This window comes from gamma proteobacterium symbiont of Lampromicra miyakona, from assembly GCF_059730895.1.
In genome coordinates this window covers 581,806-601,539 of sequence record NZ_AP035932.1, presented here as the reverse complement: position 1 = coordinate 601,539, position 19,734 = coordinate 581,806, and the positions used below count along the sequence as shown (strand labels likewise).

Annotated in this window: 17 protein-coding genes; 10 read left to right on the top strand and 7 right to left on the bottom strand. The window is 57.0% G+C overall.

What is annotated here, in order from left to right; all coding sequences use genetic code 11:
* Positions 1 to 52 precede the first annotated feature (52 nt).
* Positions 53 to 712, top strand: coding sequence for a DedA family protein (locus tag AC6I8P_RS02860; protein WP_021509591.1), 660 nt, complete (start codon positions 53 to 55; stop codon positions 710 to 712).
* A gap of 21 nt (positions 713 to 733) precedes the next feature.
* On the opposite strand, the gene AC6I8P_RS02855 is transcribed toward AC6I8P_RS02860, so the two are convergent.
* On the bottom strand, positions 734 to 1,651 hold the full coding sequence (locus AC6I8P_RS02855) for an AraC family transcriptional regulator (RefSeq protein WP_058771382.1): 918 nt from the start codon (positions 1,649 to 1,651) through the stop codon (positions 734 to 736).
* A gap of 205 nt (positions 1,652 to 1,856) precedes the next feature.
* Here AC6I8P_RS02855 and dkgA point away from each other — a divergent pair, with 205 nt between their 5' ends.
* Positions 1,857 to 2,684 carry a 2,5-didehydrogluconate reductase DkgA gene (gene dkgA, locus AC6I8P_RS02850; RefSeq protein ID WP_021509593.1) on the top strand — a complete coding sequence of 276 codons (828 nt, stop codon included), beginning with the start codon at positions 1,857 to 1,859 and terminating at the stop codon, positions 2,682 to 2,684.
* Positions 2,685 to 2,959: 275 nt separating this feature from the next.
* Here dkgA and ftsP read toward each other — a convergent pair whose 3' ends face one another.
* The 3 genes from ftsP to parC form a co-directional block, all read right to left on the bottom strand.
* Positions 2,960 to 4,387 (bottom strand): cell division protein FtsP, encoded by a 1,428-nt coding sequence (ftsP, locus tag AC6I8P_RS02845; RefSeq protein WP_282996580.1) that lies wholly within the window; start codon positions 4,385 to 4,387, stop codon positions 2,960 to 2,962.
* A gap of 227 nt (positions 4,388 to 4,614) precedes the next feature.
* Complete coding sequence (locus AC6I8P_RS02840; RefSeq protein WP_132464300.1) at positions 4,615 to 5,352, bottom strand: 1-acylglycerol-3-phosphate O-acyltransferase; 738 nt, start codon at positions 5,350 to 5,352, stop codon at positions 4,615 to 4,617.
* A gap of 38 nt (positions 5,353 to 5,390) precedes the next feature.
* Complete coding sequence (gene parC / locus AC6I8P_RS02835; RefSeq protein ID WP_021509596.1) at positions 5,391 to 7,664, bottom strand: DNA topoisomerase IV subunit A; 2,274 nt, start codon at positions 7,662 to 7,664, stop codon at positions 5,391 to 5,393.
* A 408-nt stretch (positions 7,665 to 8,072) separates the two neighbouring features.
* Here parC and AC6I8P_RS02830 point away from each other — a divergent pair, with 408 nt between their 5' ends.
* From AC6I8P_RS02830 to AC6I8P_RS02805, 6 genes are all read left to right on the top strand, one after another.
* Positions 8,073 to 9,632 (top strand): BglG family transcription antiterminator, encoded by a 1,560-nt coding sequence (locus tag AC6I8P_RS02830; RefSeq protein WP_498030946.1) that lies wholly within the window; start codon positions 8,073 to 8,075, stop codon positions 9,630 to 9,632.
* A gap of 17 nt (positions 9,633 to 9,649) precedes the next feature.
* Positions 9,650 to 10,120: a PTS sugar transporter subunit IIA gene (locus AC6I8P_RS02825; protein WP_010618474.1), complete on the top strand. Its 471-nt coding sequence runs from the start codon at positions 9,650 to 9,652 to the stop codon at positions 10,118 to 10,120.
* Between the two features lie 23 nt (positions 10,121 to 10,143).
* Positions 10,144 to 10,458 (top strand): PTS fructose transporter subunit IIB, encoded by a 315-nt coding sequence (locus AC6I8P_RS02820; protein ID WP_021313325.1) that lies wholly within the window; start codon positions 10,144 to 10,146, stop codon positions 10,456 to 10,458.
* Between the two features lie 11 nt (positions 10,459 to 10,469).
* Positions 10,470 to 11,561, top strand: coding sequence for a PTS fructose transporter subunit IIC (locus AC6I8P_RS02815; RefSeq protein WP_058759786.1), 1,092 nt, complete (start codon positions 10,470 to 10,472; stop codon positions 11,559 to 11,561).
* Positions 11,562 to 11,570: 9 nt separating this feature from the next.
* Positions 11,571 to 12,422, top strand: a complete 852-nt coding sequence (locus AC6I8P_RS02810; protein WP_058776532.1) for a class II fructose-bisphosphate aldolase — start codon at positions 11,571 to 11,573, stop codon at positions 12,420 to 12,422.
* Positions 12,423 to 12,522: 100 nt separating this feature from the next.
* A complete protein-coding gene (locus AC6I8P_RS02805; RefSeq protein ID WP_021509600.1) occupies positions 12,523 to 13,386 on the top strand; it encodes a ketose-bisphosphate aldolase in 864 nt (287 codons plus the stop codon).
* Positions 13,387 to 13,555: 169 nt separating this feature from the next.
* On the opposite strand, the gene AC6I8P_RS02800 is transcribed toward AC6I8P_RS02805, so the two are convergent.
* Positions 13,556 to 14,320, bottom strand: a complete 765-nt coding sequence (locus tag AC6I8P_RS02800; protein WP_481657327.1) for a transporter substrate-binding domain-containing protein — start codon at positions 14,318 to 14,320, stop codon at positions 13,556 to 13,558.
* A gap of 162 nt (positions 14,321 to 14,482) precedes the next feature.
* Here AC6I8P_RS02800 and AC6I8P_RS02795 point away from each other — a divergent pair, with 162 nt between their 5' ends.
* Together AC6I8P_RS02795 and AC6I8P_RS02790 are read left to right on the top strand one after the other, a co-directional pair.
* A complete protein-coding gene (locus AC6I8P_RS02795; protein ID WP_211725067.1) occupies positions 14,483 to 15,064 on the top strand; it encodes an NAD(P)H-dependent oxidoreductase in 582 nt (193 codons plus the stop codon).
* Positions 15,065 to 15,100: 36 nt separating this feature from the next.
* Positions 15,101 to 15,409, top strand: a complete 309-nt coding sequence (locus tag AC6I8P_RS02790; protein ID WP_058759782.1) for a putative quinol monooxygenase — start codon at positions 15,101 to 15,103, stop codon at positions 15,407 to 15,409.
* A gap of 72 nt (positions 15,410 to 15,481) precedes the next feature.
* Here the strand turns inward: AC6I8P_RS02790 and AC6I8P_RS02785 are convergent, their stop codons facing one another.
* Together AC6I8P_RS02785 and AC6I8P_RS02780 are read right to left on the bottom strand one after the other, a co-directional pair.
* A complete protein-coding gene (locus AC6I8P_RS02785; protein ID WP_481657326.1) occupies positions 15,482 to 18,610 on the bottom strand; it encodes an Ig-like domain-containing protein in 3,129 nt (1,042 codons plus the stop codon).
* Between the two features lie 205 nt (positions 18,611 to 18,815).
* Positions 18,816 to 19,694, bottom strand: coding sequence for an OmpA family protein (locus AC6I8P_RS02780; RefSeq protein ID WP_249219474.1), 879 nt, complete (start codon positions 19,692 to 19,694; stop codon positions 18,816 to 18,818).
* Positions 19,695 to 19,734: the final 40 nt, after the last annotated feature.

Below are 19,734 nucleotides of genomic sequence, written 5' to 3'. Positions count from 1 at the left end.
ACGCCGTCCCGGACGGTTAAAATACAAGCCTTGTGACTCGATGGGATAGCTGATGGGTGTTTTACATGAGATTGTCCAGGCGCTGTGGCATCAGGATTTTGCCGCGCTGGCCAATCCGGATGTAGTGTGGATTGTCTACGGCGTGATGTTTCTGACGCTGTTCCTGGAAAACGGTTTGCTGCCTGCCTCGTTCCTGCCCGGCGACAGCCTGCTGCTGCTGGCAGGGGCGATGATCGCCAAAGGCGTGATGGATTTTGTGCCAACCATGGTGATTCTGACCACCGCTGCCAGCCTCGGCTGCTGGCTGAGCTATCTGCAGGGGCGCTGGCTTGGTAATACTAAAATCGTCAAAAGCTGGCTGATGCATTTGCCAGCGCAGTACCATCAGCGCGCCTGGCACCTGTTCAACCGCCACGGCCTGATGGCACTGCTGGTTGGCCGCTTTCTGGCCTTTGTGCGTACGCTGCTGCCCACCATGGCGGGCATTTCGGGTTTGCAGAACGGGCGTTTTCAGTTCTTCAACTGGCTGAGCGGCGCGCTGTGGGTCGGGATTGTGGTGGCGATGGGCTATGGCATCAGCCAGGTGCCGTTTATCAAGCGCCACGAAGATCAGGTGATGGCGATCCTGATGGTGCTGCCTATTGTGCTGCTGTTTCTCGGCCTCGGCGGCAGCATTGTGGTGATCTGGAAAAAGCGGCGCCAGAAAGCCTGACCTCTGTAAAGCGCCGCCGTTTCAGGCGGCGTCAAACGGCTGCAGCGCCCCGGTCTGGCGCGCGCGGCTCGCCTCTTCTCCCGGCGTCACGCCAAAGTACCGTTTAAACTCCCGCGAAAACTGTGACGGGCTTTCATAGCCGACGCGCACGGCGGCGGCGCTGGCCTTCAGCCCATCCTGCAGCATCATTAACCGCGCCTGATGCAGCCGGTAACGCTTGAGATACTGCAGCGGCGAGGTCTGGGTCACCGCCTTAAAGTTATGGTGAAACGCCGAGACGCTCATGTTGACCTCTGCCGCCAGCATTTCCACGCTCAGGCTTTCGGCAAAGTGGTTCTCGATGCGGCGCAGCGCCCGGGCCACCTGGCTGAACTGCGTCTGGCGATTGACCAGCGACAGCAGCGCGCCGCCAATCGGTCCGGTCAGTACGTAATAGATGATTTCACGCACCAGCTGCGGGCCGAGCACGCGGGCGTCACGCGGTTTATCCATCACATCCAGCAGCCGTTCCGCGGCGCACAGCATCTCCTCGCTCAGGAACGCAGAGTGAATGCCGGAGGTTTGCGGCTGCGGCTGAAACTGCTCGTCATCGCCAATGCTTAACAGCAGATCCTGCAAACTGGCCGGATCCACGGTGAGGCTCATGCCGGCCAGCGGCTGCTGCGGCGTGGCGTCAGTTTCGCACTCCACCGGCAGCGTAACCGTGAGCATCAGATATTTGGTGGCGTCGTAGCGAAACACCGTGCTGCCGAGGTAGCCGGTTTTGTGTCCCTGAAACAGGATCACGATGCCCGCCGGATACAACATCGGCGTACGCGGCAGCGGTTCCTCTGCGTAGATTAACCGCACGTTTTCTACCGCACACAGCGGCTTTTGTGGCTCGCGCATCAACGTGATCACGCGCTGCGCCAGCTGGCGGCAAAGGGCATCGTTCGGCATGGCACTCTCTCGGGCAGCAAAAAACGCAGTGTGCCGCATTGCTGCATAAAGCTCCAGATGGCTGGAGAATCAGGCAAGATTTTTGCAGGATTGCACCGGGCGAAAGTGCCGTTCGGTTGCCACAATGATCCTCAGGTCAGGTTTGTTGACTAGACTTAAGCACATCGTTTTTACGGTAAGTCACTGCAACCGATAAGGAGTCACTATGGCAGAGCAACCCCGGATTAAACTGCACGACGGCAACATGATGCCGCAACTCGGCCTTGGCGTCTGGCAGGCCAGCATTGATGAAGCGCGCAATGCCGTGCTGGAAGCGCTGAAGGTCGGCTATCGCTCCATCGATACCGCCGCCGCGTATAAAAATGAAGAGGCGATTGGCCAGGCGCTGCAGGAAACCGACGTGGCGCGCGATGAGATCTTTATCACCACCAAACTGTGGAATGATGACCAGCAGAACGTTGAGCAGGCGATGGAGACCAGCCTGAAGAAGCTGCAGCTGGAGCAGGTGGACCTGTATCTGATGCACTGGCCGTGCCCGCAGAAAGACCACTACGTCGATGCGTGGAAGAAAATGGTGGAACTGCAGCAGCAGGGCCTGGCGAAAAGCATCGGCGTGTGTAACTTCCATGAAGCGCATCTCAAGCGGCTGATTGATGAAACCGGCGTGTCGCCGGTGGTGAATCAGATCGAACTGCATCCGATGCTGCAGCAACGCACGCTGCATGCGTGGAATGCGTTGCATCAGATTCAGACCGAGTCGTGGAGCCCACTGGCGCAGGGCGGTGAAGGCGTGTTTGATCAGGAGATCATTCGCGAGCTGGCGAAGAAGTACAGTAAGACGCCGGCGCAGATTGTGATTCGCTGGCATCTGGACAGCGGCCTGGTGGTGATTCCGAAGTCGGTAACGCCGGCACGCATTCAGGAGAACTTCCAGGTGTTTGATTTCCGGCTGGATAAGTCAGAAGTGAGCGAGATCGCGAAGTTGGATAAAGGCAAGCGGCTGGGACCGGATCCGGAAGAGTTTAATGGGTGACGTGGGTTAAGGATGCGATGGGTGAAAGGTGCGGTTTGCCCCCTCACCCCGGCCCTCTCCGCATGCGGGACAGGGAGATGTCCGCGCAAATCTGAAGCGGTGTGCCAGTGGGTAACACTGTGCAACCAGGCACCCTCACCCCGGCCCTCTCCCGCACGCGGGAGAGGGAGATGTCCGCGCAAATCTGAAACGGTGTGCCAGTGTGTAATATTGCACAAAACGGTTCCCTCTCCCGCTGGCGGGAGAGGGTTAGGGTGAGGGAAAAGAAACGCACCTCACCCGACCGGATTCACCACCATCTGCCCTGCCGTGCCGCGATCGGCGAGTTCCAGCGTCTGGCTGTAATAGACAAACGGGAAATGCTCTGACGAACTCTGCGGGAAACTCACCAGCAGTTCGACATCGCCATCCACCCACACCGTATCTTTCCAGCCGCGATCTTCTCCCATCGACTGCGCGCCGTTGACGCTCTTAATCAGGAACATCACGCCCTGAATATGCAGCGACTGCGGACGATCGGCGTGAATGATCCAACGCTCAAAGGTGCCCTGCTGCACCGTCGTATCGATGCGATTCATGTCCCACAGCACACCGTTAATCCCCGGCGTACCGTCGCCGAGGCGGAATTCACGCGTGCGCACCGCCACGCCATCAAGAATCTGATCCGCCAGCAGGCGCATCGGCAGATTGTCGGTCACCAGCGGCAGCAGGCCGGTTGGACGCAGCGTCAGCACCAGCGTATTGGTCAGAATCGATGAGGGCTCAAACAGCCCGCGCAGACGATCCATAATGCCTGCCGCCGTGCCTGCGCTGATCGACACTTCATCGCCCTGCGACATATCCACCAGCACTTCGCGGCGTTCGCCCGGTGCGAGCGACAGCGTCTGCACCGCTACCGGCGCGGGCAGGAAGCCCTGATCGCTGGCGATCACCGTAAACGGCCGGTTGTCGCTAAAGCTAAGATCGAAACGGCGCGCGTTGGCCGCATTCAGCAGGCGCAAACGCACCCAGCCGCGCGACACTTCGACATACGGGTTTTGCACGCCGTTAACCAGCAGCGTATCGCCGAGGAAACCGCCGTCCGACGGTGGGTTATAAACCGGCGTGGCAAAGTTATCGAGGCGCTTGTCCTGAATAATCAGCGGGAAATCATCGACGCCATAATGCTTCGGCAGCGGCAGCGCTTTGCTGATGTCATCTTCAATCAGCCACATGCCCGCCAGGCCGTTATAGACGTGCGGCGCCATGCGATTCGGCGTGTTGGCATGATACCACAGCGTGGCTGCGCCCTGACGAATCGGCAGCACCGGTGCCCAGTCTACGCCGGCGGACATCATGCGCGGCGCACCGCCCATCAGCGCGCCCGGCACCTGCAAACCGCTGACGGTCATCGCCACCGGTTCATTGAGGCGGTTGCTGTAGATCAGTTTGACATCATCGCCGCTGTAAACGCGCACCGTCGGGCCAAGGTACAGGCCGTTAATGCCCCATACCGGCACTTTGTTGCTGTTGCCGTTGAAGGACCAGTGGCTGCGCTGCAGCGTGAGGAACAGCGGCTGACCGCGGCGTGATTCGATCAGCGGCGGCACCGGCAAAGGCACATCGCCCAATGGCGCGGCGGCGCGGGCGGCGTAAGGCATAACGCTGGAAGCCAGCGCCATACCGGCAGAAAGCTGAATAAACTGACGTCTGCTGCAAGACATAAAACTTCAGACCTTTTGAGCGTGGCGTGAAGACGCCGTGTCCATGTTGTTATTTTTAATCGTGTTGTGAAGCGCCCGAAAGGCGCGGCTGTGTGTCCGGGTCAGGTAAATGCGCATCCGGGACCCGGTGCGCATGAATGCGCACCCTACAAATGGCGGGATCCGCAGCAAAGCAATGCACCCGACAGATCGAGCCATAGCGCTGCGGGTGAGCCATTTTTTGCCGGCTAGATTTTACCGTTTTTTTCGCGTTCGGCGACTTCAGCGTTCAACTCTTCCAGCTTAGCAGACATTAATTCACGGCAGTGGGTCGCCAGTTTACGTACCGACGTGGTTTCAAACTGCGTGGTATCCACTGGCGGCAGCATTTCTACGATCACTAAGCCATTGTTCCAGCGATTCAGTTTGATTTTGCCGTGAGTATTAGAGACCACCACCGGGATGATCGGCACGCCCGCCGCCACCGCCGCATGGAAGGCGCCGGTCTTGAACGGCAGCAGACCGCGTCCGCGGCTGCGCGTCCCTTCCGGGAACATCCAGAAGGAAATTTTCTTCTTTTTAAACTGCGCCACCAGCTCGCCGATGGTGCCGTGCGCTTTGGCGCGGTTATCGCGGTCGATCAGCAGGTTACCGGTCAGCCAGTAGAGCTGGCCAAAGAACGGGATCCACAGCAGGCTTTTCTTGCCCACCGTGACCGTGGTCGGCTGCACGATATTGGCAGCGGTGATCATGTCGTAGTTGTTCTGATGGTTAGCGATGTAAATCGCGTTACCGTAGCTTTCGGCATCCGCCGGTTTACGCAGTTCGACTTTGACGCCAAACACCGTCGACAGACGACCAAACATGTGACCAAAGGTCGCCACGTGGCGCGGATTACGCGGTGAAAACAGACACCAGATGCTGCCTAATATACAAACCAGAATCGAATAAATCACAACGATCAACGTGCGTAAAATTAGTAACATAGCTTCCTCAAATGTGGCAGTCCTTCGCCTTTTCAGTCTTACTCTTCGCTATTCGCGTCACTTTTTGGCCGCGCTGGCGCATTCACTTCCACGCTATCGATCCGCTGCAGTCCGCGCGATACACTACCGCGACGGCCGCGCTCAGCACGCACTTTCTGCAGATCTTCATCACGCATGATCAGCTTACGCTTGCCGACGTAGATAGTGATGGAACTGCCCGGCGGCAGAATCAGCAGCCACTGCAGCTTGTCCACGCCCGCGGCGGCGTCCGCGGACGGAATCGAGATAATCTTGTTGCCCTTGCCTTTCGACATCTGCGGCAGATCGGCCACCGGGAACATCAGCATCCGCCCCGCCTGGGTGATGGCCAGCAGCATGTCGTCGCCAGAGTGCACCGCCAGCGGCGTCATCACTTTGGCGTTTTCAGGCAACGTCAGCAGCGCTTTACCGGCGCGGTTGCGCGACACCAGATCGGCAAAGGTACAGATGAAGCCGTAGCCGGCATCGGAGGCCATCAGCAGCTTCTGATCGTCCGCTTCCATCAGCACCTGCTCAATCACCGCACCTGGCGGTGGCGTCAGCTTGCCGGTGAGCGGCTCACCCTGCCCGCGTGCCGACGGCAGCGAGGTCGGATCCAGCGTATAGCTGCGGCCGGTGGAGTCAATAAACGCCACCGGCTGGTTGCTCTTGCCGCGCGCGGCGGCACGGTAGCTGTCGCCCGCTTTGTAGCTTAATCCTGCCGGATCGATATCGTGACCTTTGGCGCTGCGCACCCAGCCCATCTGCGACAGCACAATGGTGACCGGCTCAGCGCTCACCAGCTCGTTCTCGCTCAGCGCTTTCGCTTCTTCACGTTCGTGCAGCGGTGAACGGCGATCGTCGCCGTAGGTCTGGCTATCGGCCAGCAGTTCTTTCTTCAGCAGGTTACTCATTTTGCGATCGGAGGCGAGGATCGCCTGCAGCTGATCGCGCTCTTTTTCCAGCTCGGCCTGTTCACCGCGAATCTTCATCTCTTCCAGTTTGGCGAGATGGCGCAGTTTCAGTTCCAGAATCGCTTCGGCCTGGGTTTCGCTGATGTCAAAGCGCGACATCAGTACCGGCTTCGGCTCATCCTCGCTGCGGATGATGTGAATCACCTCATCAATATTGAGGAACGCCACCAGCAAACCTTCGAGGATATGCAGACGACGCAGCACACGTTCCAGACGATGATTGAGACGGCGCGTCACGGTATCGCGGCGGTACACCAGCCATTCCGAGAGGATCTCCAGCAGGTTTTTCACCGCCGGACGGTTATCCAGCCCGATCATGTTGAGGTTAACACGGTAGCTCTTCTCCAGATCGGTGGTGGCAAACAGGTGGTTCATCACCTGATCGAGATCCACCCGGTTGGAGCGCGGCACAATCACCAGCCGCGTCGGGTTTTCGTGATCCGATTCATCGCGCAGATCCTCCACCATCGGCAGCTTTTTATTGCGCATCTGGCTGGCGATCTGCTCCAGCACGCGCGCACCCGACACCTGATGCGGCAGCGCGGTGATCACCACCTCGCCGTCTTCTTTTTTCCACACCGCACGCTGGCGGATTGAACCACGGCCGTTCTGGTAGATCTTGCGGATCTCGTCGCGCGGCGTGATGATCTCGGCTTCGGTCGGGAAGTCCGGCCCCTGCACGATTTCCAGCAGCTCATCCAGCGTGGTGTTGGGCTTGTCGATCAGGCGCACCGCGGCTTCGGCCACTTCGCGCAGGTTGTGCGGCGGAATATCGGTCGCCATACCCACGGCGATGCCAGTGGTGCCGTTGAGCAGGATGTTCGGCAGGCGCGCCGGCAGCATTTTCGGCTCCTGCAGCGTGCCGTCGAAGTTCGGGATGTAATCCACCGTGCCCTGCCCCAGTTCGCTGAGCAGCACTTCGGCATATTTCGACAGGCGCGATTCGGTGTAACGCATCGCCGCAAAGGATTTTGGATCGTCCGGCGCACCCCAGTTGCCCTGACCATCCACCAGCGGATAACGGTAGGAGAACGGCTGCGCCATCAGCACCATGGCTTCGTAGCAGGCGCTGTCGCCGTGCGGATGGTATTTACCCAGCACGTCACCCACGGTACGCGCCGATTTCTTGAATTTTGCGCTGGCATTAAGCCCCAGCTCGGACATGGCATAAACAATGCGGCGCTGCACCGGCTTGAGACCGTCACCGATGTACGGCAGCGCACGGTCCATGATCACGTACATGGAGTAGTTCAGGTACGCGTTTTCAGTAAACTTGTGCAGGGCAAGACGCTCTGCGCCATCCTGTGTCATTTCACTCATTAAGCTGGCATCCTCACTTCGTGGCCCGCAACGGCGGGTCATCCGGCGGTCATTTGGCGAGGATAGTACCTTATTCGCGGGATTTAGTCACAGGGAAGCCGTTGAGGACAGAAAGAATCTCCCGGCTTTAAATAACGTGACGCCGGTTGGAAAAATAAAAAGGATTGGGAGCATCATCACACTTATTTAGCGCGTCATTGTGTGAGCAAACTCGCATTTAATTTCCTGTCATCGCGGTGTATTAATGCTGTCCGCCTGACGGGACAACATTTAGTATTGTTGCTACCGCCATCCTTTCCTAAATTCATACTCCATACGACACACCTTTTTCGCGACGGCTTGCTGGCAATGAAATAAATGCCACAAGGAAAAATCCCATTAGGTTTTACCAAAATAAAGGGTGACCGAATGCAAATACTGACTTCGCGACAACACCGGTTAGTGAAATTGCTGTTGCAACAGGCGGCGCCGCAGCCGATTGGTCAGCTGGCGTTACAGCTCGGTGTCTCCGGAAAGACCATTCAGCGCGACCTGCAGTGGCTGGAGAGCTGGCTCAGCAACTGGGCGCTGACGCTGGAGAAAACCCCTGGCCGCGGTGTGCGGCTGCGGGTTGAGGATATGCAGCAGCGTTTGCAGCTGGAGCAGCAGCTGAACGGCGACGAGGCCGGCGACGCGCTCAGTCATAACAGCCGGCGGATAAAAATCGCCTCCCAGCTCCTGAGCGATGCGCCGCGTGCTACGTCAATCAGCAAGCTGTCCGAGCGCTACTTTATCAGCCACGCCTCGATTGTGAATGACCTGAAAGTGATTGAAGAGTGGCTGCAGCCGCTGGGATTAACGCTGCAGCGCGGCCCGGGCGGTACGCATATAGAGGGCCATGAGCAGGCGCTGCGTCAGGCGATGGTGTCGCTGATCAACGATGTGATGCAGCAACAGGTCGCCGGTACGCCGCTGCTGCCGCGGCTCGATCCCGGCAGCCAGCAGGCGCTGGTGCACTATTTTGGCGAAGAGGATGTGGCCTTTGTGCAGAAGCTGCTGCAACAGATGGAGCAGCAGCTGAGTTATCCGCTGGGCGATGCCTGGTATCTCAATCTGTGCACGCACATCCTGATCATGATGCACCGCATGGCGCAGGGCAACGCGCTGGCGCTGGACATTCTCACCACCGCGCACGATCTCGATCAGTCGATTCTCACCATTGCCCGGCAGATGGTGGTGCGCATTGAGCAGCGCATCGGCTGTGCATTGCCAGCCGATGAAGTCGGTTTTATTTATCAATATATCGTCTCCTCCGGCATTGTGGTGGAAGAGCGTGGCGATCAGGTGACGCTGCATAATCAATTTTCTACTGCCGAGTCGGTTAAAATAACCTGCGAATTAATTGATCGTTTCTCGGCGTTTATTCAGCAGGACTTATCTCAGGACCGTTTATTATTTGACGGTTTACTGGTGCACATAAAACCATTATTAAACCGGCTTAAATATCACATTCATATTCGCAATCCGCTGCTGGATGATATTAAACAGGAAATGAAAGAGATATTTTCTCTGACTCAGCAGGCAATGCAGCTGACCGCGCGCACCTTCGCCCTGTCGCCGGTGGCTGAGGATGAAATTGGTTATCTGTGCGTTCATTTCCAGGCGGCACTGGAGCGGCAGATTGCTCATAAACGCATCCTAGTGGTGTGCTCCAGCGGCGTGGGCACCTCACACCTGCTCAAGAGCCGCATTTTACGCGCCTTTCCGGACTGGGAAATTGCCGGCGTGGTGTCAGCCAGCAATCAGGCGGCGTTTTGTCAGCACCACGCGGTGGATTTGGTGATCACCACCATCCACCTCGACGCCGGTGCCATTCCGGCCGTGTATGTCAGCGCCTTTTTTAATGATGACGATATCCGGCGGGTCACTGACGCCATGATTGGCAGCCAGCTGCCCAACGGCACGCCCTGCGCGTTGGCCGCACACTGATTGAATGAGGAGCAACCATGGACATTTCCCGCATTCTGACGCCGCGCCGCGTTAACCTGGCGCTCAGCGCCACCAGTAAAGAAGAGGCGATCAACGAACTCACCGATCTGCTGGTGAGTGACGGCGCCATCAGCGATCGCGCCGCGTTTATTGCCGATGTCTGGCTGCGTGAAGCGGAAGGCTCGACCGGCTTCGAAAACCATATCGCGATTCCGCACGGCAAATCGTCGGCGGTCAAACAAACCACGCTCGCCATCGGCCGCACCCAGCAGGACATTCCGTGGGAAACGCTGGATGGCAGCCAGGTGCGCTGCATCATCCTGTTCGCCGTGCGGCTGGAAGATCAGAACACCACCCATATTCGCCTGTTGTCGCAGGTGGCCAGCGCGCTGGCCGATGATGAGGTGATAGCCCGACTGCTGGCGGAGAATGACCCCGGCAATATCATCCGGCTGTTTAGTCAGTACGCCGAAACCGACCTCTGTTAACACCCAACATCTTGAGGTGCCACATGAATATCGTCTGTGTAGCGGCCTGCACCGCAGGCATCGCGCATACCTACATTGCGCGCGAAAAACTGATTAAGGGGGCTCACGCGCTGGGCCACACCATCCACGTTGAAACCCAGGGCACCATCGGCACTGAAACGCCGCTGACGCGCGAGCAGATCGACGCCGCTGACGTGGTGATCCTCGCGGTTGACGTCAAGATCAACGGCGAAGAGCGCTTTCAGGGCAAACCCATCGTGCGAGTGAAAACCGAAGTGGTGATCAAGTCACCGGTGAAATTCCTCGAAAAAGTGGCGGATTCACTGGCGCGCGCCTGAGGAGATCGATCATGAGCGATCACAAACGTCAGTACGGCCAGGAGATCAAAGGCCATCTGCTCACCGGCATCTCATGGATGATCCCGCTGATCGTCGCCGCCGGCATCTGCATCGCGCTCGGGCAGGTGATTGGCGGGCCGGACGTCGGCAAGCAGACCGGCAGCATTGCGTGGATGCTGAACCAGATCGGCGGCTGGGGCATGGGGCTGATTGTGCCGCTGATCAGCGCCGCCATCGCCTACTCGATTGCCGATCGTCCCGGCTTTGCGCCTGGCCTGATCGTCGGCTTTATCTGCGGCCAGATCGGCACCGGCTTTATCGGCGGCATTCTGGGCGGTTTCCTCGTCGGCTATACCGTGCTGCTGCTGCGCCGGGTGATCAGGCTGCCGCAGTCGATGCAGGGGCTGATGCCGATCATGGTGCTGCCGCTGCTCAGCACCATTATCGCCGGGCTGCTGATGATGACCTTTATCGGCCAGCCGATCGTCTGGCTGCAAAAGACGCTGATTCATCTGCTGGAGTCCATGCAGGGCGGCTCAAAGTTCGTGATGGGCGCCATCCTCGGCGCGATGGCCACCTTCGACTTTGGCGGGCCGATCAATAAGACCATGTCGCTGTTCGCCGACGGCATGCTGGTCGACGGCATTTACGGTCCGGAAGCGGTGAAATTTGTCGGCTCCATCATTCCGCCGTTCGGCATCACCCTCTCTTATCTGCTGACGCGCCACAAATACACCAAAGCAGAGAAAGAGGCGCTGAAAGCCGCCTTCCCGATGGGCATCTGCATGATTACCGAAGGTGTGATTCCGATTGCGGCACGCGACCTGCTGCGCGTAGTGGCCAGCTGCGTGGTGGCCTCAGCGCTGGCCGGCGGACTGATTATGGTGTGGGGCGTGGAAGCGCCGGTGCCGCACGGTGGCATGTTCGTGGTGCCGCTGTTCACCAAACCGTGGCTGTTCTGCCTGGCGCTCGGCATTGGCACCGTGGTGTGCGGCGTGATGCTGTCGGTGATGAAAAAACCGGTCACGCAGCAGGATGAAGAGTTCGATGACGTGGAAGCACCCGGCGTCCGCGATGAAGAGATCAAATTCACTCTGGAATAAGGAGCCCGCATGTTTGCCATGATGAATGACCTGATTCAGGCCGCCTTCCAGCACAAGTACGCGGTGCTGGCGATCAACTGCTTCAACCTCGAAACCGCCCGCGCGGCGATTCAGGCGGCGGAACAGCAGCGCGCGCCACTGATCCTCAATGTGTATCAGGGTCACAGCGCGCATTTTCCGCCAGCGGTGGCGGCGCCGCTGGTACAGGCGCTGGCCGCTCAGGCCGCGGTGCCGGTGGCGCTGGCGCTCGACCACGGCAAAGCTTTTCCGCTGATTGGTCAGGCGTTTCGCGCCGGCTTTACCGGGCTGATGATTGACGCATCGGCCGAGCCGCTGGCGGACAACATTCGTCAGACCGCAGCGGTAGTGAAGATGGCGCATACCGCTGGCGTGTGCGTTGAAGGCGAACTGGGGCATATCGCCGATGCGCCCACATATGAACTGGCCGATGCCGCCGTGAAAATGACGCGGGTAGAAGACGTGCTGCCGTTTATTGAGCAGACCGGCATCGATCTGCTGGCGATTTCGGTCGGTACCGCGCACGGGCTTTATCCGCCGGGCGTAAAGCCGAAGATCGACTTCGAGCGACTGCAGCAGCTGCACGCGGTGACGACGCGGCCGCTGGCGCTGCACGGCGGCTCGGGCACCCCGGCGGAGGATATACGCCGCGTCAGCGCCTGTGGCGTCGCCAAGATCAACGTCGGCGCTGCGGTGTTCGACGCCGGTAAGCACGCGGTGCAGCAGGCGCTGCGCCAGCATCCGCAGGCCGAGCTGGCAGATGTGCTGGCGCTGATGGAATCCGCCTGTCGCGAAGTGGTTATTGAATATCTGAGCTGGTCAGGGTCGGCAAACCGCTACTGACGCCCCGATCGCAGCGCAATCTCCACCGGTTTCTTTTTATCCCTCATCGGGTCGGCGCGTGCGCCGGCTCTGGTAAAACTCACGCTAAGGAAACATAAACATGTTGATTTCAATGAAAGAGATGCTGGCCCCGACCCGTGAACATCGCTTCGCCATCGGCGCATTTAACGTCGCTGACAGCTGCTTTATCCGGGCCGTGGTGGAAGAAGCCGAAGCCACCAATACGCCCGCCATTATTTCTATCCATCCGAGCGAACTGGAATTTGTCACTGATGAATTTTTTGGCTACGTGCGCGAACGCACTCTGAAAAGCCGCGTGCCGTTTACCATTCACCTCGATCACGGCGCTTCAATTGCGCAGGTGCTGCGCGCTATTCAGTGCGGCTTTACCTCGGTGATGATTGACGGCTCGCTGCTGCCGTACGAAGAGAACGTGGCGCTGACCAAAGAGGTGGTGAAGCTGGCGCACGCGGTGGGCGTGTCGGTGGAAGGCGAGCTCGGCACCATCGGCGATACCGGCACCACGGTGGAAGGCGGCGTGAGCAAGGTGATCTACACCGAACCGGCGCAGGCGGAAGATTTTGTGCAGCGCACCGGCGTCGATACGCTGGCGGTGGCGATTGGCACCGCGCACGGTATCTATCCCAAAGATATGAAACCCGAGCTGCAGATGCACATTCTGAAGGATATCTCCCAGCGCGTAGACATTCCGCTGGTGCTGCACGGCGGTTCGGCCAATCCGGACGCGGAGATCGCCGAGGCGGTGACGCTAGGCGTGGGCAAGATCAATATCTCCAGCGACATGAAGTTTGCCTATTTCGCCCGACTGCGCGAGATCCTCGCGCGGGAGAGCTGGTGGGATCCGAATGTGATTTATCCGGACGCCATCGCCGCCGCGAAAGCGGTGATTCGCTACAAGATGAATCTGTTTGGCGGGCTGGGTAAAGCCGGATTGTATCGTTGATTTCAAAACAATAAATAGGGCCGCTACGCAAGTGCAGGATGTCAGTTGCACATGCCGTAGCGGCGCGATTGATCACACGTATTCACCCGCCTCACTGCTGCTGATTGCGCAATAAATTGCGCCGCGACAGGACGGTAACGCCTGTCGTAATACCCTTTATCGCTAACGATTACTTCACCACGCCCAGCCACTGTCTGGCGATCTGCGCATATTCGCCGGTGGCGGTGCTGAGGTGCAGCCACTGATCGACATACAGCTTCCAGCTCATATCATCACGCGGAATCATGTAAGCCTTCTCGCCATATTGCATCGGCTGTTGCGGATTGATGGCGCACAGCGACGGATAGTGCTGCTGCTGGAACAGCGCTTCGGAAGCATCGGTGATCATCACGTCGGCTTTGTTATCCACCAGCTGCTGGAAAATGCCGGTGTTCTCCGCCAGCTGCAGGCTGGCCTGCGGCAAATGACCGTGCACAAACGCTTCGTTGGTGCCACCAGCCGGCTCGATTACCCGCACCTGCGGCTGGTTGATCTGTTCAACCGTCTGGTACTTCGCTTTATCCGCGCAGCGCACCAGCGGAATCTTGCCATCGACACCCAGCGGCTGGGCGAACCAGGCGATCTGCTGACGTTTAAGCGTCACCGAAACACCGCCCAGCGCGATATCACACTGCTTCGCTACAAAATCCTCGCTCAGGGTTTTCCACGTGGTCGGCACCCACTCTACTTTTGCGCCGAGGCTGGCGGCCAGCGACTGCGCCATGCTGATATCCAGCCCTTCATACTGGCCGTCGCTGCGCAGAAAGGTGTAAGGCTTGTAATCGCCGGTGGTGCAGACCTTCAGGGTTTTGCTCTGGCGAACGTTATCAAGGTGGGATTGCGCCTGAGCCGCGCCGGCCATCAGTAGTAAAGCACTCAGTATCACAGTTTTCATGGTGTGTTCTTTTTAAGTGGATGTTGGTTTGCGTGCGGATTGTTGCATAAGTGACGGCATTATTGCTTTAAGAGCAAAAGTCTTGTGATCAATCACGCATTTTTTTGCCCCGCGCGCGCGCGTAGAGTGGGCGGCATCTATGAGAAACGGAGCGAATTATCCATGAGCAATATTTTGATTATCGACGGCGGCAAGACCTTTGCCCATTCCAAAGGCGAGCTGAACCATACCCTGACCGAAGTGGCGGCCAGCCAGCTGCGCGATCTGGGCCATGAGGTTCAGGTGACCGTTGCTGATAGCGACTACAACGTGGCGGACGAAGTGCAGAAATACCTCGACAGCGACGTGGTGATTTATCAGATGCCGGGCTGGTGGATGGGCGAGCCGTGGACGGTGAAAAAGTACATCGATGAGGTGTTTACTCTGGGCCACGGCGCGCTGTACGCCAGCGATGGCCGTTCGCGCAGCGATGCCAGCAAAAAATACGGTTCCGGCGGCCTGATTCAGGGCAAAAAATACATGCTGTCGCTGACCTGGAACGCGCCGCTGGAAGCCTTTACCGATCCCGACCAGTTCTTCGAAGGCGTCGGCGTGGACGGTCTGTACCTGCACTTCCATAAAGCCAATCAGTTCCTCGGTATGGAAAGTCTGCCGACCTTTATCTGTAACGACGTGATTAAACAGCCTGACGTGCCGCGCGATATCGCACGTTATCGGACTCATCTCAGCCAGATCTTTGCTTAACTGTAAGCACACCGGGAAAAAACAGAAGGAAGCGTTATGTTAACTGTGGTTGCAGAAATTTGCGTTAAGCCGGGCCGCCGTCAGGAGGTACTGGAGGCGATTAATAAACTGATCCCTGTCGTGCTGGAAGAAGAGGGTTGCCATCAGTACGATGCGCTGGTCGATCACCAGGCGCAGGTGCCGTGGAAGCAGAACTCGCCAGACTCGATCTTTATGCTCGAGCAGTGGGAATCGCTGCGCCATCTGGAGCAGCATCAGCAGATGCCGCACATGGATGCGCACCGCGCCACCATCAAAGATGACGTGGTAGACGTGAAAATCCTGGTGCTGGAACCGACCGCCTGATTTTCTCCGATGCAGGCATAAAAAAAGCCCCGGTTTTGCGACCGGGGCTTTTGTTTAGCAGCTAATCAATGATCAGTGCTGTTCGTTGTGCAGGTTCTGCACCAGCAGTTCCGCATCACCGTTGCTGTAGACGTTATACTCGGTGCCGCCGACGGTGACGGTACCTGTCGCCTGCTGCCAGGAGCTGGCATCTTCACCGGCTGGCAGGATGTCTTCCAGCGTCAGCGCCTCGCCCTGTTTAGCGTTCACTACCAGCTGTGACTTGCCGTTGTCGATGAACAGTGAATCCTGACCCTGCGTCATGATGTCGTTCAGCGACATGCTCATCAGCCCTTCTACATCCGTAGCACCCGCAGCGAAGATCGAGTTGATTTCTGGCGGCGGCGGCGGGGTGACGTCGACGTTGGTCTTAACGGTATGGTCGATGACCAGTTCGTTTCCGGCTGCATCGCGAACCGTGACGTTAAAGGCATAATCTCCTTCTGCCAGTTTGTCTGACTCATAGCGCCACACGCCGTTTTCTACCACGGTAGAACCGATCAGCTGGGTACGCGCTTCGTCGCCCCAAATCATCACGATAGTACCGTCTTCTGAGCCCTTACCTCTGAAGATCAGCGTGTCATCGTTGGTGTCCGGCCGCACTGGGATTTCAGTGCCGGTTTTATCCGCGAAGACGCCTTCGAAGTTAGCCTTGTCGCCGCCTTCTACTGGCTCCGGCTTAGTGGTATCAACGTCAAAGTTAATCGCCGCCTCTTTATCGCCTTTCACACCGGACTGGCTCACTGGCTGTACTTCAACTTTATGGTTGCCCTCGCCCAGTTCTGGCAGCTCATAGCTCCACTTGCCATCCTTAACATCAACCACGACAGGTTCCCGATCGTCGATGTAGATGATGACCTGCGACAGATCCGGTGACGTGCCCTTCAGCGTTGGCTGTTTGTCATCGGTGACCGTGCCATTTTCGATCTCACCCTGGATAGGACCGACGTTATCCTCCAGTATGTACGAACCTTCCATTGAGCCTGGTTTTTTGGTGTCGATGATCAGATCGATAGGATCGGATGGCTGCGATTCGTTACCGGCCGGATCGGTGATCTCGATGATAACCTGATAGTTACCGTCATCGATTGGGTTCTCAGGTTTCACTTCCCACTTGCCGTCTTCGCCCACGATACCGGTACCAATCACCACCGGATTACCTTTACCGTCATCAATGATGACTTCCACTTTGTCGCCAGGGGTACCGCCTTCGCCGCCGAAACCTGGACGGTTGTCATCAATTGGCTTACCTGGTTCAACCGGACCGGTGTTGTCACCTTCGTTATCGACAATCGTTGGTGGTTGCGGCTGATCCGGAGGCGTAATATCGATAATCACGTTAATTGGATCTGAGGTCGGTGACTCTTTGCCGGTGGATGGATCTTTAGCGATCAGTTCAATATCGTGTGAACCTTCCGCCAGCTCTGGCAATTCAATTTCCCATTTACCATCTTTAACGACAGTTGAAGCCACCGGCTCTTTTTCGCCGTCAACAATTACATAGATGATGTCGCCGTCGTTGCCTTCACCGCGCAGCACTGGCGTGGTGTCGTTAGTGGAATCGCCTGGCTGCAGAACACGCTCTTCATCACCGTTGTTGGCGACCATCTCATCCACCACCGGTGCCGGCAGGATGTTGCTGTCGATAACCAGTTTGAACGGATCGGTTTTCTCAGAAACGGTGCCGCCTTTGCTGATGGAATCCACGACCAGCGAGTGCTCACCTTCACCCAGCTCAATATCCAGACTCCACTGACCGCGGTTGTTCGCCACGGTAGAGCCAATCAGTTTGTCGCCATCCCACACGCGCACAATCACGCCCGCATCTGCCACGCCCGACAGGGTTGGGGTTTTGTCATCGGTGATGTCACCTGACTTCAGCGGACCGGTAACGCGTCCTTCATCATCGTAAACCTGAGCCAGCTCTGGCGTACCCGGTACGGAAGTATCCAGCGACAGCGTAAAGTTGTCAGAACGCGGGCTCTCGGCGCCGAAGCGGTCAGTGTAGCTGGCGCTAAACACGTGGGTGCCATCGGTGGTCAGTTCCGGCGTGAAGCTCCAGCGGCCATCGGCACCGGCTTTTACGCTGCCAATCACATTGGAGCGAATATCGTAGATTTTTACTACGCTGTCCGGCTGAGCAACACCGTACAGGGTTGGTGTTTTGTCGTTGGTGTAGTTGCCCGGCGTCAGATAGCTATCCGCGCTGCCTTCATTATCGATCACGCGCATAATCTGCGGTGCTTCTGGTGCAGAGGTGTCGATATTGCGGATAAGCTGAGTCGATGGTCCCCAGTTGCCCGCACGGTCCAGATAACGAATGCCGGCAACGTGCAAACCCTCTTTCAGCTCCGGTGACTCAAACTGCCATTTGCCGCTGGCATCAGCACGGGTAGTGTAAACTGTATCATCAATAACGATCTGTACTAATGCATTGGGTTCAGCATTATCAGCACTCAACGAGATAATGTTTTTATTGATGGTTTTAATGGGTTTACCCGGAAACGGATCCGCGTCCATAGTGATTGATTCTGCCGGCGTTTCAGATACCGCTTCGTTCACTGCCTGAGTGATCACACCGTCGGCAATCGTCAGGTTGAAAGCATCAGAAACCGGGCTTTCATGGCCAACCTTATCTTTCGCCATCACGGTCAGTTTGTGCTCGCCGTCTGCCAGCTCCGGCGTGATGCTCCATGCACCCATTTTGTCTGCTACCACTGAACCGATCTCTTCACCGTTATCGTACAGGGTAACAATGGTGCCAGGCTCTGCCACACCGGACAGCGCCGGCGTTTTATCGCTGGTGGCATCACCCGGCGTCAGATAGTGATCTTCCGCCGCATTATCAATTACGCGCCAGATTTCCGGTTTCGCCGGAGGCGTTGTATCCATATCAAGAATATAGATAGCCGGGTCGCTCGGATTAGTCGCTTTATCAATCGATACCAGCTGAATGACATGGGTGCCGTCTAACCAGCTGGTTTTCGGGTCGAATGACCATTTACCGTCCTCGCTGATATCAACCATGTGCACTTCACCATCAATTGTGATTTCCAGCTTGCCGCCGTTGGCATTTTTTACTTCCTTATCGATCCAATTATAAAACTGATCTTTGGTCGAGATAACGCGGGCGTTCTCTAATTTACCTTGAATATTAGCCATGATGTGCATTCCTTTTACGTTAAATAATGCTTCGGGATTTCCAGCCGAATACAGGTTTAATTTCGCTTTTTATGCCTGCAGACAATACGAGAAACGTCTTAATCGATTAAGTTATATGAACCCTTAATAACTTTATCGAGGCACAGTGCCTCACACCTCATCAATATGAGATGTGAGAATGTGCTGCTAAAATAATTAAATCAGATCACTTATTTTCTACACTGATAATAACCCGGCGCTCGCTGGCATAGCATGCTTTCTGCTCCTGCAGGCTGCCTGAACAATTAGTTTCGACCTGAGATTCACCCATGCTCTGCGCGGTGATATTGGCCGCATTCATTCCCTGAGCGATCAGCAGTGTTTTCACCGCCTCAGCGCGACGCTGGCCCAGCGCCATATTGCTGCTGTCGCTGCCAATAGGATCGGTAAAGCCGGTGACGATGATGTGGCGTTGAGCGGCACTTTCCTTTTTCAGCATGCCGGCAAAGCTGCTGAGTGCTTCGCGCCCCTGTGCAGAAATGTCGTTGCTGTTGGCACTGCCAAAACGGAACAGCAGGTCGGATGAAAACGCATAGTTATCATAAGATTCAGTCGTTCGTTCCTGACAGCGCTGTACCGACGATGCGCGCGACAGCAGATGAGCCTGCCGTTTGGTGCTCAGTAACTCCTGCTGCGCCTGCTGCTGGCTGACCACCAGCGGACGACCGCTGTCATCGAGGTTAGCACGAATATAGTAGGTTTTACCGGCAGCCAGTTTATCAGTCCACGATTGCGCGCGTTTACCCTGATAATCTGGCGCATCGTTGACATAACTGCCCAGCGAATGCGTTCCCGGCGCAACACAAAACACCGTATAGCCACCGGCCAGTAACGACGTATGGAATTCACCGTCGACATAAATATTCGCCGGTTTTTCCCCGGTTAATGAAGCCGGACGATAATAAACCACCCGCGCCTGCTCTGCCGATACCGGCGATAAACTACGCCATGCGGCACCAAATGAATTTTGCGCCTGGGTTGAAAAAGTCGTGAATACTGGCGCACACACCAGTGAAGCTAAAAGTAATTTTTTTGCAATTTTCATTTAAGTTTCACAGGTGCAATAAATTGCACCTGTATGCTCC

Coding starts and splice junctions, on each gene's coding strand:
- AC6I8P_RS02815 (WP_058759786.1), top strand. CDS start 10,470: ATGAGCGATCACAAACGTCAGTACGGCCAGGAGATCAAAGGCCATCTG.
- AC6I8P_RS02800 (WP_481657327.1), bottom strand. CDS start 14,320: ATGAAAACTGTGATACTGAGTGCTTTACTACTGATGGCCGGCGCGGCT.
- parC (WP_021509596.1), bottom strand. CDS start 7,664: ATGAGTGAAATGACACAGGATGGCGCAGAGCGTCTTGCCCTGCACAAG.
- AC6I8P_RS02855 (WP_058771382.1), bottom strand. CDS start 1,651: ATGCCGAACGATGCCCTTTGCCGCCAGCTGGCGCAGCGCGTGATCACG.
- AC6I8P_RS02785 (WP_481657326.1), bottom strand. CDS start 18,610: ATGGCTAATATTCAAGGTAAATTAGAGAACGCCCGCGTTATCTCGACC.
- AC6I8P_RS02810 (WP_058776532.1), top strand. CDS start 11,571: ATGTTTGCCATGATGAATGACCTGATTCAGGCCGCCTTCCAGCACAAG.
- AC6I8P_RS02805 (WP_021509600.1), top strand. CDS start 12,523: ATGTTGATTTCAATGAAAGAGATGCTGGCCCCGACCCGTGAACATCGC.
- AC6I8P_RS02830 (WP_498030946.1), top strand. CDS start 8,073: ATGCAAATACTGACTTCGCGACAACACCGGTTAGTGAAATTGCTGTTG.
- AC6I8P_RS02820 (WP_021313325.1), top strand. CDS start 10,144: ATGAATATCGTCTGTGTAGCGGCCTGCACCGCAGGCATCGCGCATACC.
- AC6I8P_RS02860 (WP_021509591.1), top strand. CDS start 53: ATGGGTGTTTTACATGAGATTGTCCAGGCGCTGTGGCATCAGGATTTT.
- AC6I8P_RS02840 (WP_132464300.1), bottom strand. CDS start 5,352: ATGTTACTAATTTTACGCACGTTGATCGTTGTGATTTATTCGATTCTG.
- AC6I8P_RS02825 (WP_010618474.1), top strand. CDS start 9,650: ATGGACATTTCCCGCATTCTGACGCCGCGCCGCGTTAACCTGGCGCTC.
- AC6I8P_RS02780 (WP_249219474.1), bottom strand. CDS start 19,694: ATGAAAATTGCAAAAAAATTACTTTTAGCTTCACTGGTGTGTGCGCCA.
- dkgA (WP_021509593.1), top strand. CDS start 1,857: ATGGCAGAGCAACCCCGGATTAAACTGCACGACGGCAACATGATGCCG.
- ftsP (WP_282996580.1), bottom strand. CDS start 4,387: ATGTCTTGCAGCAGACGTCAGTTTATTCAGCTTTCTGCCGGTATGGCG.
- AC6I8P_RS02795 (WP_211725067.1), top strand. CDS start 14,483: ATGAGCAATATTTTGATTATCGACGGCGGCAAGACCTTTGCCCATTCC.
- AC6I8P_RS02790 (WP_058759782.1), top strand. CDS start 15,101: ATGTTAACTGTGGTTGCAGAAATTTGCGTTAAGCCGGGCCGCCGTCAG.